Genomic DNA, 15,819 nt, shown 5'->3' with positions numbered 1-15,819 from the left:
TTCTACGCTTCCCCGACGTGCTGGACAACGAATGGGGAAAACGATGTCGACGGCCACTGCGACCGAGGCCCATATGCGGGATCTCCATCGCCACAACGGCGACGCGCTGCTCTCCTTTCTGCGCCGGCTCATCCCGCCGGGCTCGCCCTGCACCGCCGAGGACCTGGTGCAGGAGACGATGCTGAAGGCCTGGCGCCACCTCGACCAGCTGCCCGCCGGCGCGGAACCGCAGCGGCGCTGGCTGTTCACGGTCGCCCGGCGCCTCGCGATCGACGCGTACCGCAAACGGCGGACACGACCCGTGGAGGTCGGGCTGGCCGAGACGGACCTGGCCCCCTCGGCGAACGCCGCGGCGGAAACCGCGATCGCTTCGCTCACCCTGAAGAAAGCCGTCGGTGAACTCGGACCGGCCCACCGATCCGTTCTGCTGGAATTGTACGTGAAAGGCCATTCGGTCGGCGAGGTCGCCGCTCGGCTGGGCCTCCCCGTCGGCACGGTCAAATCGCGGGCGCATTACGGCGTACGTCATTTGCGCGATGCCCTTCTGGACAATTGACCGGTCAACGCGCCTCGGGCGGGGCTATCGGCGGGTGAAGCGGTCGCGGTGGGCGTGGATCCAGGAGGCCAGGGTGGTGGCCGGGCGCCCGGTGATGCGCTGCACGTCGTCCGTACGGACGTCGACGTTGTCGCGGCTGTGCCGGACGACCCGGGCGAACTGCTGCCGCAGGCCCTCCGCGGTCCACGCGTCGGCGCCGCCCAGGCGGGCGGCGCCGGCGAACGCGCGACTCGGCACGGGCAGGTGGCGGACCCGCCGGCCGAGCACCGCGGAGAACGTCGCCGCCACCTGCTGGGAGGTCAGCAGTTCGGGGCCGGTGATGAACGGGTGGTTCCCGGCGTGCGCGCCGGCTTGCAGAACTGTCGCGGCGACCCGGGCGATGTCCTCGGTGTCCGTCCAAGCGATGGCGCCGCGGCCGGTCGTTTGCGGATACCAGCCCCGGGCGACGGGCCTGGCGAACTGCAGCAGGTTCGACATGAACGCGGACGGACGCAGGATCGTCCAGTCCAGGCCGGAGATCTTGACGAGCTGGTCGGTGTGCCAGTTCGCCCGGGCCCAGGGAACGGGCGAGTCCGGGCCGCCGTCGGCCGTCGACAGGTGCGTGATCGCGCGGACGCCGGCGTTCCTGGCCGCCTGAACAGCGTTGCGGCCGTGCACGGCCTGGCGGGGGCCCGGTGCGGTGATCAGCAGGAGCTGTTCGGTGCCCGCGAACGCCGCCGTCAGCGCGTCCACGTCGTCGAGGCCGGCCAGGACCGCCTCGGTGCCCTGCCGCTCGAACCGGGCGACCTGCTCGGGCCGTCGAGCCACCGCCCGGACGTCGGCCCCGGCCTCCCCCAGCAGCCGCAGGGTCCGGCCGCCGACATCCCCGGTCGCTCCCGTGATGGTGATGGTCGCCATTGTTCCCCCTAGAATCAGTTAACTGATTCTAGAGGTTACCCACCTACGATGTCCTCATGCCGAATCGACCCGTGCTCACCGCCGCCGACATCGACGCCGTCGTCGGCTGGACAGTCATCCGCGCGGCGCGCCGGGCGGCTCGGCTGCTGGCGCTGACGTTGAAGGACCACGAGTTGACGCCGGTGGAGTTCGGGGTGCTGGCTCAGCTCGCGGCCGCCCGCGGCGAGCTGACCCAGGCCGAGGTCGCCCGGGCCGTCGAGGTCAGGCCGCAGAGCGTGGCGCCGGTCATCGACGGTCTCAGCAGCCGCGGACTCCTGCGCCGGGAGGGCGCCCGGGGCCGGGGCCGGTCCGGGCGGCTGGTGTTGTCCGACGCCGGCGCCGCACTGCTGCGGGCGGCCTTCCCGGACGTACTGGCGACCAATCCCGCCTTCGCCCGGCCGGGAACGGAACAGGCCGGCCCGGTGAACGAGGCACTGCTGCACTTCCTCACGGAGAGCCCGTTCGAGCCCGTCTGAGACTGCCTGTCGTCGCTGATTCTTTCCGCTGCCCGACGAGGGCGACGGTCACCCCTTCAGGCCCTCACACCGGCGAACTCCAGGCCGAACTACTCGTACACCTAGGCATGCGAACGCTCTTCGTTCTGCTGGCGGTCCGGATCCTGCGGTTCGCCGGCCTGGTCCACTGGCACCTCTTCGTCAAGCAGCGCCACCGGCAGCGACTCGTTCAGTGCGAGCATCCGGGAACGGGAAGCGCGCCACCTCGTGGTGGGGCACCGGATCTGAACTCCCGCGCCGGCGACACGTCGTCGGCCTGAGCCCCTCCCGTCCACCGCCGATCGTCCGGATGTCCGCTGCCGCCCACCGGGGCGAAGCAGCCATAACTCAGGGAGCCCAGTGAGCATTTCTCTTTCCGGTGCCGGCCTCGAAGCGCGGGACGCCTCCGGCGGTGGTCTTCATGTCGCCGCGGGCCAGGGAGTGACCAGATGGTTCTCCGGTGACGTCTACACCGTTCGCCTCCAGGCGGCCCAGACCGGCGGGTCCGTCAGCATCGTGGAGGCCAGCGTTCCTCCCGGCGGCGGCCCCGTGCCGCACACCCACGCCGAGCAGGAAGAGACCTTCTATCTGCTCTCCGGCGAGCTCGAATTCCTGGACGGCGAGCGGACCTTCACCGCGGTGACCGGCGATGTCGTCCACATTCCTCGCCTGGCCCGGCACCGGTTCACCAACGTCGGCGTCCACACCACCCGGTTGCTCTTCATCTACACGCCGGCCGGCGCCGAAGGGCTGTTCGTGGAGGGCGGGGCCGAGCCCCGGCCGGGCGTGCAGGTCGACAACTGGGGCCCGGAACGCTTCGACGAGCGCATGCTCGGGCTGTTCCACAAGTACGGCGTGGAAGCTGTGTAGTCGTTCTCCGACAGTTCGAGCCCCGCAGCCTGCACGGCGGCGGGGCTCGAATGGTCTCACCGACGCCGCGAGGCCATCGCCCGCTGCTCAGGGAACGTCCACCCGAAGCGGACGGCGGCCAGACGCAGGACCGTCGTCACGACCACACAGACCAGGCCCGCGATCGGGATGGGTGTGCCGACGGCGGCGAGCAGGATCAGGGCGCCGGCGCCGGCTCCGGCAGCGACGGCATAGAGGGTGCCGACCTGCAGAAAGGAGATCGGCAGGTTCATGATGATGTCGCGCAGCATCCCGCCGCCGATGGCTCCGATGACGCCGACGACCAGCGCCCCGGTCTCGCCGACGCCCAGCGACAGCGCCTTGGAGGCGGCGATCGCGCCGAACAGCCCCATGACGACGGCGTCCAGCACGGTGATCAGCCAGTCCACCCGGGCGAGCACGGGCTGCACCAGCATGCCGAGGACCGCGCAGGCGCCGGCCACCAGCAGGTACCAGTTCACCCAGATCACGACCGGTCGCTGGTCGAGCACGATGTCGCGCAGCAGGCTGCCGCCGAGCGAGACGGCGAGTCCGATCACGATGACGCCGAGCACGTCGATCCGGCGATGCCTCTCCCCGGCCGCGAACAACGCGCCCTGGAGCCCACCGAGCCCGGCGGCGAGAAGCTCGATCCACAGGGCCACCTGAAACGGCGTGACGGACATGCGGTCACCCTCCGGAGAGCTCGGGGCCGGCTCACGCGGTGCGTGCGAGCCGGCCCGATGAGGTGGTCGAGGTGTCAGCGAGCGCTGCCGGCGTCGCGGGCGGCGGTCACGATGACGTCGGAGACGACGCCGGGCTGGGTCGCGAACAGCGCGTGGCTGGCCGAGACGTCGGTGACCTCGGCGCCGATGCGCTTGGCCATGTGCTGCAGCATGGCCTGGTCGAACGCCTTGTCCTCGGTCGCGATGACGGCCCAGCTGGGCTTGTCATGCCAGGCGGCGTTGGTCACCGGTGTCGCGAACACCGCCATGTTGATGGGCACCTGCGAGTCGCGCAGGAACGCGGCGTCGGCGTCGGTGGTGTCCGCCGCGAAGCCGGCCTTGAACTTGTCGTGGTTGATGAAGCCGTACCCGTCCTCGGCGACATCGATGACGAAGTCGGGTGTGGCGGCGAATCCCTCGTACTGCTGGGCGGTGGTCTCGCCGGCGTCGGGGGCCAGCGCCGACACGTAGACGAGACCGGCGACCTTGGGGTGGACGCCCGCCTCGGTGATGACCGTGCCACCCCAGGAGTGGCCGACCAGGATCGCCGGACCGTCCTGCAGGTCGAGGACCCGGGTGGTGGCCGCGACGTCATCCGCCAGCGAGGTGAGCGGGTTCTGCACGATCGAGACTCGGTAACCCCGGGCCGTCAGATTGTCGTACACCCCGCGCCAGCCCGAACCATCGGCGAACGCGCCGTGCACGAGTACGACGTTCTTGAGCTCTTGACCGGTAGTGCTCACGAGGCACGTCCTTTCATAGCCGTCCGGCGAGGCCGGTGGTCTTTTCGCGGCGTCCGCCGCTGTGTGCAATATATTGCGTATTGCATGTTGCGGCAAGATTGATGTGGGCGCTTTCACGCCTTGTCAGGCTCCGAGCCGAGTAAGGAAGTGGCGGACGATCGGTAAGGCCGGCACGGCGTCGGCGCCGCTCTCTCCGGCCGATGCACCGATCGTGGGCGAAGCCAGTGAAGAAACAGTGAAACCGAAGTTGAATCGGCCGCCCGCACGCGGACGTGACCAGGCAACGCGGTGATCGGGGCCCGGTCGACAGGACGAACGGCCAGGCCGACCCGAAGGCCGGCCCGGCCGGTTCCGCCGTGGCGAGCCGACCGTGATCAGCCGCGCTTGTCCTGGCGACGCAGGAAGGAGCGCAGAGTCGCGACGTACGCCCGCTCCTCCTCCTCCAGCATGGCGAAGTGGGCGCTGTGGGTATTCGATGGACAGCCAGGTCCCCACGAATGCCCGTAGAGATGGATCTCTCGCAGGCCGAGGGGGTGCCGGACGGCGCCGACCTCGGCGACGAAGCGCTCCACCGTCCACGGAGCCTTGTCGTCGGGCTTGTACGACGGGGGAAGGCCGTGGTCCGTTCATTCGCATACCAGCTGATTCCCGACAGAGCTGACGGGCGCGGCGGATCGGGGTTCAACCCCGCGGGGCCGGATCGCGACCTTGCCGTGTGATCCCCACTTCCCGGCTGAACTCCGCCGGTGCCGACTCGTCATACCGGCTGCCCCGCCCGCACCACATCCATCATCGAGAGGCAGCAGTCGCATGGCCGACGACACGGTAGCCGCCACCATCACCCCCGAGTTCAAGGCGGACGCGCCCCGGAGACTGGCCGCGCTGCGTGCCGGCGGACCGGTCCGGCGCGTCCGGCTGGGCAGCGGACTCGAGGTGTGGGCGGTGCTGTCCTACGACGAGGCCCGGGCCGCCGCTGCCCATGACTGTCATCTCCGAGCTGCTCGGGGTGCCGGTCGACGAGCGTTCCCAATTCCGCACCTGGTCGCAATCCCTGATCGGCATGCCCTCGGCCGAGCAGCGCAGCAACGCCGCTCTCTTCCTCGGTTATCTGGCCGAACTGGTCGAGCGCAAGAGAGCCGAGCCGGCCGGTGACCTTTTGTCCGACCTGATCGCGCAGCACAACGTGGAGGACGGTCAGGCTGTCGCAGACCGAGGTGATCGCGACGGCCGCGCTGCTCGTGGTGGCCGGTCACGACACCACCGTCAACCTGCTCGGCAACGCCGTGGTGGCGCTGCTGCGGCAGCCGGAGCAGGACGAGCTGCTGCGGGCCGGGCCGGAGCTGATCGCCGGGGCGGTCGAGGAGGTCCTGCGTCTCGACTCCTCCGTCGAGCAGGCCACCTTCCGGTTCGCCGCCGAGGATCTCGACCTGGGCGGGGTGCGGATCCGCCGCGGGGACGTGGTCGCGGTCTATCTGGGCGAGGCCAACCGCGACGCGCCCCAGGAGGACGACGGCGACCCCACGCTGCTCGACGTGACCCGGCCGAACCCCCGGCACCTCGCCTTCGGTCACGGCATTCACCACTGCGTCGGCGCCCCCTTGGCCCGGATGGAGGCGAGCATCGCCATCAGCTCCCTGCTGCGGCGGTTCCCCGAACTGCGCCCGGCGGTCCCGCTCACCGACGTGGCCTGGCTTCCGAACGGCATGATGCGGGGCCCGGTCACCCTGCCCGTGCGTCTCCGCCCCTGAGCGCGTTCGCCCGGAGCCGGGACGCGAGGCGGCGGCCACCGGTGCGAGTCGCACCGATGACCGCCGCTTTTCACGCCGGAGTTACGGGTGGATCAGGGGTAGGCCACGACCTGGCGCGGCGTGGTGTTGCCGGCCGGGTTGGGGACGGAGCCGCCGGTGTCGTTGACGACGTTGGCGATGGTGCCGACGTCCCCGAGGGAGACGGTCAGCACGCTGCGGAGCCGGACGCCGGCCCGGTTGGGCACCTCGAAGGCGCGGTCCACCCGGACGCTCGGGTTGACGTTGAAGTAGGCGTAGGAGCCGCCGCCCCACAGCTCGTGGTCGGTGACGTTGTCGGCGACCTTGTAGGCGGCGTAACCGTTGCCGCGAGGACCGATCCAGGCGGCCTGGTTGGGCACGTCGTACGGCTTCTCGTTCTGGAAGAAGATCGTCTTGCCGCGGTTGCCGTTCCAGATCACCTCGTACTTCTGGTAGTGCTCGACGAACAGGCCGGTCGCGAGGACGTCGTCGCCGTTCACGACGAGGCCGGTGTCGCCGGTGTTGACCGTCCAGCCGGTGGGCGCGCCGCCGTGGTCGGCCCGCCAGGCCCAGATGTGGTCGATGATCGTGTCGTCGCTGTGCACGGCCAGGGTGGTGGTGGCCTTGCCCTGGACGCTGCTGCCGATGCGGAAGAAGACGTCCTGCAGGCTGATCGGGTTGGCCGAGTGGTCGGTGTGGACACCGGCCCGTCCCACGCTCATCAGCGTCGGGCTGTTCGTCGTGCCCGCGTCGAAGGTCAGACCGCTGACCTTGACACCGTCGACGTCGGCCACGTTCAGGGCCTCGACCCCGTTGTTCGGGATCAGGGTCGGGAAGCCGATGCCGGTCACCACGGTGTTGGGGCGGGTGACCCGGAGGGTCTCGTTGAGCGAGTAGGTGCCCGGGGTGAAGAACAGGTTCAGGCCCTGGGCGAGCGCGGAGTTGATCCGGGCGGCGCTGTCACTGGGCTTGGCGACGTAGAACTCGCGCATCGGGATCGACGTGCCGGCGGTGTTCGGCCAGTTGGCGCCGGCCGAGTTACGCCGCAGAGCGGGCACGAAGACGCGGTAGAGACCGGCGCTGTCGACGTAGAGGTAGGGCTTCTCCCGGGTGACCGGGGTGGTCGCCAGAGTGGTGTGCGGCGGGTTCGGGAACGCGTTCGGCGGAGCGCCCTGAACACCGGAGAAGGTCATGTTCCAGACGCCGCCGTCCCAGCGGCCGATCCGGCTGTCCCGGGTGTACCACTGCTGCTGGGAGCCGGAGGACACGGTGCCGTCGACCACGGAGTCGGCCAGGTAGCCGCCGCTGGAGTAGCCCTGCCCGTTGTCCTGGTTCGACGGGGCCAGGGTCAGGTTGCCCTTGATGTGCACGCGGCGCATCGGCGCGGCCTGCGAGACGGCCCACCGGTTGGTGCCGCCCTCGGGCACGATCGACAGGTTCTCCATGCTGCGCCAGAAGTTCTGGGTCGCGTTGGTCTCGTCGCCGAAGTTCCATCCGGAGTCGACGTTGACCGCGCCGTTGATCGTCACGTCGTCGGGGTTGAGACCGAGACCGGCGACCGTGGTGTAGAAACCGACGTTCGCCCACACCCGGCCGTAGGTGCCGGGCTTGAACAGGAACACGTGGCGCTGGGTGCCGAACTGCGCGGTGGGGCTGCGCAGCTGCGCGTTGAAGGCCTGGTCCACAGCCGTCTGGATGGTCGCCGCCGGCGTGGACGGGTCGAAGATCCGCACGTTCGCACCCAGGTCAGGGGTGTCCGACGTCGGCAGGGTCGGGGTGCCGGGGGTCGTCGGAGGGGTGGTCGGAGGGGTCGTCGGGCCGGAGCCGTTCGCGAAGACCTGGAACTCCCAGAGCGAGTAGCCGTACGGCGTGGCCCGCGTGGTGCCGTTCATCCGCACGTACCGGCCGCTGCCGGACATGTTCAAGGTCTGGACGCCGGCCTTGCCGGTCGTGACCGGAGTGATGTTCGTCCAGGTGCTGCCGTCCGGAGAGGTCTGGATGGTGAACGCCGAGGCGAACGCCGCCTCCCAGTTCAGCACGACCTGGCTGATCGACTGGGTGCTGCCGAGGTCGACCCGCAGCCACTGCGGGTCGGCGAAGGTGCTGGACCAGCGGGTGCCCGCGTCACCGTCGACCGCGGCGGACGCGGCGAAGGCCGCGCTCTCGACGGACGAGGCGGTGGCCGGCTTGCCCTGCGAGACCGGGAGGTCCGCGGCGTTGGCGTTGGTGGCGACCGAGGCGACAGTGATGCCGAGGGCCGTGGCCAGGACGGCGCTGAGCACGACCGTCCCACGGCGTCTGCGCTTCTGCGGTGGTGGGGAGACCGATGTCGGGGGTGTCATGTTCCTACCTGTCGGAAGGGTGGCCGCGCGTCCGTGGGGACAGACGTGCGGCGGGGCGGGGATGACCGTGCGGCACAGAGCGGAGAGCGCTCTCTAGCAATCTTCACTTCACTGTTGCAGCGCGTCAATATCCCGGCAACAAACACTTGGCCTACGGGGCGGAATTTGCCCCATCGACCGTTCCCGACCGCACCTATCGACCGATCCGAATAAAAATTCTTCTAAAAAAATTGTTATCCTGCGTCTTAGGTCCGGTTGGTCCGACGCCGCAGTGACCTAGATCACTGCGGGTCGCCGCTCACCACAACGGACATCTCGATGCAGTGCGACCACACCGCCGGTCACGTGGGAGCGATGCCGGGCAATCGACTCCACAGCGGGGCATGCGGCGGCTCGCCGAGCACACACTGCCCGCGGCGGCGCACGCGGGCCTCTCACGCCGGACCACGGCACCCTACCGGCGTCAATCGAGATCAGTCGATTATTTTGATCATTTGATAGCGCGGCCGATCGCCACCCGGCGCATTGCGGAGCGCGGGGACGCGCCAATTGCGCACGCTTCCCGACCGGCCACCCTCAGGAATTCGCCCGACCGCCGCACTCGATCCCCGTCATCGATACGCTCGAATTGCCTAAGCCGCCCGAATGTGCAGTCCTGCCGGTGTGGCGGCAACGTCACCGGCCCGCACCCAGCCCCCGGGCGACGCCTCCAGCCGTCGCCGCGATGTCGGCAGCGGGCCGCCTGTCTGCCCGGCTTGCCGGGTCAGCTCGAGGTACCGATGGCCGCCGGTCACCCACGAACGGATCGACCACCCGCCCGCCCCGGACCGTTCCCGGTCGATCGCGCGGGCCAGCGCGTGACAACCCGCGTTGGTGGCGTCGGCCACCGCCTCGATGTGTGTCATCCCCACCGCTTCGATCTCGTCCAGCAGGCCGCTCACGACGAGACGGCCGACCCCGCGACGCTGCCATCGGTCCGCCACGAGAACAGCCAGCTCGGCCGGCCGCGGTGAATCGGGCCGCCACGCGCATTCGGCCATCCCGACCAGCTCGCCGCCGGCCAGCGCGACCTGACCGAACCACGCCCGGCCCCGGGACTGCGGACGCCGCAGCGCGGCGACGTAAGGCAACGGCAGCCGGCTGGTTCCCGTGAGGAACCGGCTGGTCATCGAGCGTGCGGAGAAGGACGGCTCGGCCTTCTGCAGCCTCGGCAGATCACCCGGCGCCCAGGGCCTCGTGTACACCTCTGTCTCCATGCCTTTGACGACGTCGTCGCCGCCCGGCGGTTCACGGGAGTCCTGGAGCCAGGGTGTGTTCTCGGCGACGATGGATCGGTCAGGCTCGCGCGGTCGCGTCCCGCTCCGGCGGGACGGCGTCCGCGAACCGCCACCGGAACGTGTACCGGTCGAGCAGGGCGTGCGCCGCGGCGCGCTCGCCGGTCAGGCTGATCTCGGCCACCGGCGTCCCGTCCTCGACCGCGACGGTCACCGCAACCCCCGGCAACTCGTCCGCGACGACCCGGCGGATCGCGTCGGCCCGCAGCGCCGGCTTGTAGTCCTTGCCGATCGCGGTGAGCGGCAGCGCGTCCATGATGTGCACGGCCTTGGGCGCGGCGGCCGGCTCGACCACGTTCTTGGCCGCCCACTCCACCAGGTCCTCGCCCGTGAGGTCGGCGCCGGGGCGCACCGTCACGTACGCGACCGGCACCTCACCGGCGTGCCGGTCGGGCCGGCCCACCGCCGACGCGCCGACGACCTCCGGGTGGCTCAGGACGGCGTCTTCGACGGTCGCGGGGTCGATGTTGTGCCCGCCGCGAATGATCACGTCCTTCAACCGGCCGGTCAGATACACGTAGCCGTCGGCGTCGACCGATCCGAGGTCACCCGTGTCCAGCCAGCCGTCGGTCACCTTGCCAAGCGTGTCGAGCGTGCGGATCCCCTCCGGCCGCACAGTGACATAACCCGGAAAGACGCTGGGACCGCTGATCGTGAGGACGCCGGTCCGGCCCGGGGGCAACGGCGTGCCGTCGGCCGGGTCGACCGCGCGGATGTGCTGATAGGGCATGCGCAACCCGACCGAACCGGGCCGGGGATGCCCGGGCACGATGCGGGCCGACGCGCAAGTGGCCTCGGTCAGCCCGTACCCCTCGCAGATCGGCACCGAGGTGTTCTTCTCGAAGGCGTCGCGTACGGCGGGCGGCAGGATGGCGGCGCCGCTGACGGCGAACCGCAGCGACGACAGGTCGGCGTCGACCGGCACCTGAGCCAACTGCGCGTAGACGGTCGGCACGGCGGAGATCATGGTGATCCCGTACCGCTCCACCAGTTTCCAGAAGGCCGGATAGAGCTCCGGGTCACGCCAGCCGAGCGGCCCGCCCCAGATGACCCGGCCACCCACGAAGGCCGGCGCCAGGATGGACAGCAGCACCGCGTTGACATGGAACATGGGCAGGCCACCGAACAAGACGATGTCGGTGTCGCCGGCGGTCGCCGCGAGGGACCAGGCGGTGAAGACCTCGTTCCGGTGACTGTGGGCGGCCAGTTTGGGCGTGCCGGTCGTACCGCCGGTGTGGAAGTAGGCGGCCACGTCGTCGGGACCGGGGCGGGGCGGCACGAGGCGGTCGGCCGGCTCGGGCGCGGCGATGTCCTCGAGATAGGCGACCCGGACGCCGCCCTCCAGCTCGGCCGGCGCCCCGCGGGGACCGTCGGGACGCAGGGCCAGCACGGCAACGAGCCCGAGCTGCTCGCCGAGACGCACGGCGAGCCCCCACAGCTGAGGGTGCATCTCGGGCCCGGCGGCGATCAGCACCCGGGCTCCGGACAGCCGCAGCATGGCGACGAGGGCCTCGGGCGCCAGTGACGGGTTGAGCGGCTGGGCTGTGCCCACCGCCTGGGCCGCCAGGAGGCCGGCGATCATCTCGCCGTTGTTGGGGCTGAGCAGCGCCACCGTGTCGTGCCGGGTGACGCCCAGCCGGTGCAGCGCGTTGGCCGACCGGTTGACCCTGTGCAGGAGCGCGTCGTAGCTGACGATCTCGGGGTCGGGGCCGGCCCGGTGGAGCAGCACGTGGGCGGGGTGGTGCCCGTACTGTCCCGCGGCCCGCTCGAGGAGGGCGTACGTGCTGGCCGGCAGCTCGTGTCCGGCCAGCGGCACCTTTTCCAGGGCGGCGGGATCAAGCAGAGGATTCATCGGAGCTCGCCTTCGACGTGGGTGTTCACCACTGCTGCTGACGTGAGCCGCCGCCGAGGGTTCAGTGCCCGGCGCTGTGACGAGGACGACCGCCCACCGGTCTTTCCGCTGGTGGACGTTATGTTTGCGACACTACGACGGGCGGGGTAACCGGACGGGAGCTGAGGTCGGCCGTGAGCGATTCACTGCGCTTCGCGCTGCTCGGACCGCTCCGGGCCTGGCGCGGTGGGCACGAGCTGAGCCTGGGGCCGAATCATTGCCGGCTGGTCCTGGCCCTCCTGCTGGCCCGGGCCGGGCGGCTGGTGGAGATCTCCGAGCTGATCGAGCTGCTCTGGGGGGCCGATGTCCCGCCGACCGCGGTGAACATGGTGCACCGCTACATCGGCATGCTGCGCCGGGTCCTCGAGCCCGATCGGCCGGCCCGCTCCGACGGCCGCCGGCTGGTGCGTGACCTCGGCGGCTATCGTCTGGCGCTCGCCGGCAGCCGGTTCGACCTGGTGGACTTCCGGCAGCACCTCGCCACGGCGAAGCGCCTCACCGGGCAGGGTGACGAGCGTGCGGCGCTCGACGAGTTCACGGCCGGTCTGGCTCTGTGGCAGGGCCGATGCGCGGCCGGTCTCGGCGCCCTGGCCGACGAGCACCCTGACTTCGTGGCCATCGAGCAGGAACGCGTCGCGGCCGTACGCGAGGCGGCAGAGGCCGCCCTGCGGTGCGGCATGCCGGAACGGGTCCTGCCGGCGCTCCGGGCGGCTGTCGCCGGTAACCCGCTGGACGAGGCGTTGCAGGCCCAGCTGCTTCTGGCCCTGGCCGCCGGCGGCAACCCGAGCGAGGCGCTCGCCTGGTACGACCGGGTGCGCGCCCGGCTGGCCGACGAGCTCGGGGTCGATCCCGGCGCCGAGCTGCAAGCCGCCTACCTGTCCATTCTTCAGCCTGAGAAAAGCCCCCCGGCGCCCGTCACGGCGGCGCCCGTCCCGCCGGCTCAGCTCCCCTCGGATCTGCCGGTCTTCGCGGGTCGGGCCGAGCTGATCGACGAGGGGCTCGCCCGGTTGGGCGGTGACCACAGCGCCGTACCGATCCTGGCCTTCGACGGCATGCCCGGGGTGGGCAAGACCACGGTGGCGATCCACCTCGCGCACCGGCTGGCCCCCGGCTTCGCCGACGGGCAGTTGTACGCCGATCTGCGCGGCTTCGACCCGGACGGCAGATTCGCCGACCCGACCGACGTCCTGCACACCTTCCTGGGCGCCCTCGGCGTCGTGCAGGATGCGATTCCCACGTCCCTCGACGGCCGGGCCGCCCTGTATCGCAGCATGACCGCCGGCCGGCGGCTCCTCGTCGTGCTGGACAACGCCCGCGACGTCGACCAGGTCCGTCCGCTGTTGCCCGGAACAGCACCCAACGCCGTTCTGGTCACCAGCCGGGGCCGGCTGGGCGGTCTGGCCACCGCACACGGCGCCGACCTGCGCAACGTCGACGTACTCAGCGAGCAGGAAGCCCGTGCGTGCCTCACCGAGCGCATCGGGACGGCCCGGGTGCTCGCCGAGCCCCAAGCGGTGCGGCAGATCATCGAGCGGTGCGGCCGCCTGCCGCTGGCGCTCGCCGTCGTCGCGGCCCGGGCCGCCGCGGATCCCGACCAATCGCTGAGCGAGATAGCGCAGGACCTGCGGACCGGGGCCGACCGGCTCGACGCGCTCAGCGACGACGGCCTCGATCGTGACGTGCGGGCGGTGTTCGGCTGGTCCTACCGGCAGCTCAGCGCCGGGGCGGCGAGGATGCTTCTGCTGCTGCCTCTGCACCCGGGGGCCGACCTCACCGTCGAGATGGCCGCCAGCCTGTCCGGCACACCGTTGGCCCTGACCCGCTCCCACTTCGCCGAGCTGGCCCGCACCGGGCTGCTGAGCCGCTACCGCCCCCGCCGATACCGGCTGCACGATCTGGTCCGGGTCTTCGCCGAGGAGCTGGGAGCCGACCGGCTGCCGGGCGACGAGCAGGAGGACGCCCGGCGCCGGCTGGCGAACCACTATCTGCACGCCACGTACGCCGCGGTCCGGCTGGTTCGTCCCGGGTTCGCCGACGTCGACGTGCCGGCCGCGCGCAGCGATGTCGTTCCCCTGGCTTTCGACGACCTGGATGCCGCGCAAGCCTGGTTCGCCGACGAATACCTCACCGTCCGGGCCGTGGTGGACCGGGCCGCTGCCCAGCCCGACCCTGGCGTCTGCTGGAAACTGGCTCTGCTGGCCAAGGACCTGTACGGACCGGCCAACCTCTGGCAGGAGTGGGCCACCACGGCCGCCCTGGCCGTCGAAGCCTCCACCCGGGCCGGCGATGTCGAAGGCATGGCTCAGAGCCACCGCAGTCTCGCGGGCGCCTGTCACTACCTCGGCGACTCCACCTCCACCGCCCGCCATCTGAAGGTGGCGGCCGACCTGTTCGATCAGCTGGGCGACGACATCGGCCGGGCCGAGGTCCTGATGAACCTCGGCTGGGTGGCCCGGAGCGAGGGCCGGAACGCCGACGGGATCACCCTGCTGCGGGAGGCCCTCGCCGTCTTCGTGGCGGCCGGACGGTCGCACCAGGAACTCAACATCCTCAGCATGCTGGCGAACCTGTATCTGGCCGAGGGCGACGACGGCCGGAGCTGGGAATGTGCGGTGACCGCGGCTCACATGGCCCGGGACCGCGGCGACCTCTACAAGGTGGAGCTGGCCCTCGCCACGGTCAGCCGCATCCTGTCCCGCCGGGATCACCCGATCCCGGCCCTGCGCATCGGTCAGCACTACGTCGACCTCTATCGGCGTCGGGACGAACCGCACAACGCGGGTATGAACCTGATCGAGTTGGGCGCCGTGCTCCACGACGCCGGCGAGCTGGACGACGCCGGTCACGTGTGGAGAAGCGCCCGCGCCATGTCGGATGACAGCGTCCTCGATCCGTTCGTGGCCTCGTGGCTGACTCCCGAGGCTCAGGTGGGCTACCGCCAGGCAGTCGAGCCGGCCTGAACCGATGTCTGTCGTGCTTTTCGATGAGATGACCACCACGTTAGGCAGCGTTACTTATTTCCGACTGAACGACGCCTGACCGGTCGGGCGCCCCGGGAGTCACGTGACGGATGCGTCCCGGTGGCGCCCCGGCCACGATGGTGCGACCGACCTCGAGCGAGGACCGTCCGGGCCCCTCGGATCACTCGTCGTCAATCTATGAGAACGGAGCTTGTTCATGGACCACAACGTGGCACTGGCCCACAAGAACCTCCTGGGGGTCTTCGGCGAACGCGACCGGGACGTGCGGGCCGCGGCCATCCGTGAGGTCTATGCCGAGGACGTGACGTTCGCGGACCCCGAGGAGGTCACCGTCGGCCGGGACGACCTCGATCGCAAGGTCCAACGGCTGCTGGACGAGGCCCCCGGCTTCGTCTTCACTCCGGTCGGGGAGGTCCGGTCGGTCCAGAATCTGACGCTGCTGTCCTGGCAGCTCGGGCCGGCCGGAGAACCACCGGTGGTCAGCGGAACGGACATCGCCATTGTCGAGGACGGCCGGATCAAGCACCTCTACACCATGCTGGACGCCCCGTCCGCACCGGCGACGGCATGAGCACGGCCGACGACCGGCTCGCCCTGCGGGAGCTTGTCGACGCGTACGCCCGCCATGCCGACCGGCGCGACCCGCACCGGCAGGCGGAGGTCTTCACCGAGGACGGCCGGGTCACCCTGTTCGACGGCGACCCGGCCCTGCGCGCGCCGATCCAGCTGGTCCAGGGTCGCGACAACCTGATCCAGGCGTTCGAGAGCCTCATGACCCGGTATGCGGTCACCACCTACCTCAACGGCCAGTCGACCGTGGCGGTGGACGGTGAATCGGCCACCGGGGAGACGTACTGCCTGGCGCATCATCTGTACGAACGGGACGGCGTCCGGACCCTGCTGATCATGGCCATCCGCTATCTCGACACCTTCGTACGGACCGGCCGCGGCTGGCTCATCGCCGATCGCCGGCTGGTCATCGACTGGACCGATGAACGCCCCTCGGCGCCGCAGCGGCAGTGACCGCCTCCGGCCGCCCGGCCCGGGCCGTCAGCGGATGATAAGTGGAACTTCAGAACGGCCGGTGAGACTGGGCAGGCCCGGTTCGGGCCCGCTCATACGGCGTGGCGACCGAACCGGTTCGTCATCAGTCTCGGCCGGAG

At 70.5% G+C, this 15,819-nt stretch carries 14 protein-coding genes; 7 read left to right on the top strand and 7 right to left on the bottom strand.

Going from position 1 to position 15,819, the window contains the following annotated elements; translation table 11 throughout:
• The first annotated feature begins 43 nt into the window (after positions 1 to 43).
• Positions 44 to 556 carry a sigma-70 family RNA polymerase sigma factor gene (locus tag HJC40_RS27250; protein ID WP_250005082.1) on the top strand — a complete coding sequence of 171 codons (513 nt, stop codon included), beginning with the start codon at positions 44 to 46 and terminating at the stop codon, positions 554 to 556.
• 24 nt (positions 557 to 580) lie between these two features.
• Here HJC40_RS27250 and HJC40_RS27245 read toward each other — a convergent pair whose 3' ends face one another.
• The gene (locus tag HJC40_RS27245) at positions 581 to 1,453 is read right to left on the bottom strand and encodes an NAD(P)H-binding protein (protein ID WP_250005079.1); all 873 of its coding nucleotides are present in this window, start codon (positions 1,451 to 1,453) and stop codon (positions 581 to 583) included.
• 56 nt (positions 1,454 to 1,509) lie between these two features.
• Here HJC40_RS27245 and HJC40_RS27240 point away from each other — a divergent pair, with 56 nt between their 5' ends.
• Entirely contained in the window at positions 1,510 to 1,968 is a 459-nt protein-coding gene (locus HJC40_RS27240) for a MarR family winged helix-turn-helix transcriptional regulator (RefSeq protein WP_250005076.1), read from the top strand.
• A 378-nt stretch (positions 1,969 to 2,346) separates the two neighbouring features.
• On the top strand, positions 2,347 to 2,856 hold the full coding sequence (locus tag HJC40_RS27235) for a cupin domain-containing protein (protein ID WP_250005073.1): 510 nt from the start codon (positions 2,347 to 2,349) through the stop codon (positions 2,854 to 2,856).
• Between the two features lie 56 nt (positions 2,857 to 2,912).
• On the opposite strand, the gene HJC40_RS27230 is transcribed toward HJC40_RS27235, so the two are convergent.
• The 3 genes from HJC40_RS27230 to HJC40_RS27220 all read right to left on the bottom strand — a co-directional run bounded on the left by HJC40_RS27230 (position 2,913) and on the right by HJC40_RS27220 (position 4,914).
• The gene (locus tag HJC40_RS27230; protein ID WP_250005070.1) at positions 2,913 to 3,560 is read right to left on the bottom strand and encodes a trimeric intracellular cation channel family protein; all 648 of its coding nucleotides are present in this window, start codon (positions 3,558 to 3,560) and stop codon (positions 2,913 to 2,915) included.
• 74 nt (positions 3,561 to 3,634) lie between these two features.
• On the bottom strand, positions 3,635 to 4,342 hold the full coding sequence (locus tag HJC40_RS27225) for an alpha/beta fold hydrolase (RefSeq protein ID WP_250005067.1): 708 nt from the start codon (positions 4,340 to 4,342) through the stop codon (positions 3,635 to 3,637).
• A gap of 374 nt (positions 4,343 to 4,716) precedes the next feature.
• Positions 4,717 to 4,914, bottom strand: coding sequence for a hypothetical protein (locus tag HJC40_RS27220; protein WP_250005064.1), 198 nt, complete (start codon positions 4,912 to 4,914; stop codon positions 4,717 to 4,719).
• Positions 4,915 to 5,556: 642 nt separating this feature from the next.
• Between HJC40_RS27220 and HJC40_RS27215 the strand changes: the two genes are divergently transcribed.
• The gene (locus HJC40_RS27215; protein WP_250005061.1) at positions 5,557 to 6,090 is read left to right on the top strand and encodes a cytochrome P450; all 534 of its coding nucleotides are present in this window, start codon (positions 5,557 to 5,559) and stop codon (positions 6,088 to 6,090) included.
• 92 nt (positions 6,091 to 6,182) lie between these two features.
• Here HJC40_RS27215 and HJC40_RS27210 read toward each other — a convergent pair whose 3' ends face one another.
• From HJC40_RS27210 to HJC40_RS27200, 3 genes are all read right to left on the bottom strand, one after another.
• Positions 6,183 to 8,450, bottom strand: a complete 2,268-nt coding sequence (locus HJC40_RS27210; RefSeq protein WP_250005059.1) for a discoidin domain-containing protein — start codon at positions 8,448 to 8,450, stop codon at positions 6,183 to 6,185.
• Between the two features lie 632 nt (positions 8,451 to 9,082).
• Complete coding sequence (locus HJC40_RS27205) at positions 9,083 to 9,706, bottom strand: GNAT family N-acetyltransferase (RefSeq protein ID WP_250005057.1); 624 nt, start codon at positions 9,704 to 9,706, stop codon at positions 9,083 to 9,085.
• 79 nt (positions 9,707 to 9,785) lie between these two features.
• On the bottom strand, positions 9,786 to 11,636 hold the full coding sequence (locus HJC40_RS27200) for an acyl-CoA synthetase (RefSeq protein ID WP_250005055.1): 1,851 nt from the start codon (positions 11,634 to 11,636) through the stop codon (positions 9,786 to 9,788).
• Positions 11,637 to 11,809: 173 nt separating this feature from the next.
• Here HJC40_RS27200 and HJC40_RS27195 point away from each other — a divergent pair, with 173 nt between their 5' ends.
• The 3 genes from HJC40_RS27195 (at position 11,810) to HJC40_RS27185 (ending at position 15,679) form a co-directional block, all read left to right on the top strand.
• Entirely contained in the window at positions 11,810 to 14,635 is a 2,826-nt protein-coding gene (locus HJC40_RS27195) for a BTAD domain-containing putative transcriptional regulator (RefSeq protein ID WP_250005053.1), read from the top strand.
• Positions 14,636 to 14,852: 217 nt separating this feature from the next.
• Positions 14,853 to 15,227 carry a nuclear transport factor 2 family protein gene (locus tag HJC40_RS27190; protein ID WP_250005051.1) on the top strand — a complete coding sequence of 125 codons (375 nt, stop codon included), beginning with the start codon at positions 14,853 to 14,855 and terminating at the stop codon, positions 15,225 to 15,227.
• Positions 15,224 to 15,679 (top strand): nuclear transport factor 2 family protein, encoded by a 456-nt coding sequence (locus HJC40_RS27185; protein WP_250005049.1) that lies wholly within the window; start codon positions 15,224 to 15,226, stop codon positions 15,677 to 15,679. Before HJC40_RS27190 ends, HJC40_RS27185 begins: the two co-directional genes overlap by 4 nt.
• Positions 15,680 to 15,819: the final 140 nt, after the last annotated feature.

Source organism: Actinoplanes sp. M2I2 (assembly GCF_023544445.1).
In the GTDB taxonomy this organism is placed as follows: Bacteria; Actinomycetota; Actinomycetes; order Mycobacteriales; family Micromonosporaceae; genus Actinoplanes.
Note: the sequence above shows the minus strand (reverse complement) of the source record. Positions and strands in the feature narration are given on the sequence as shown.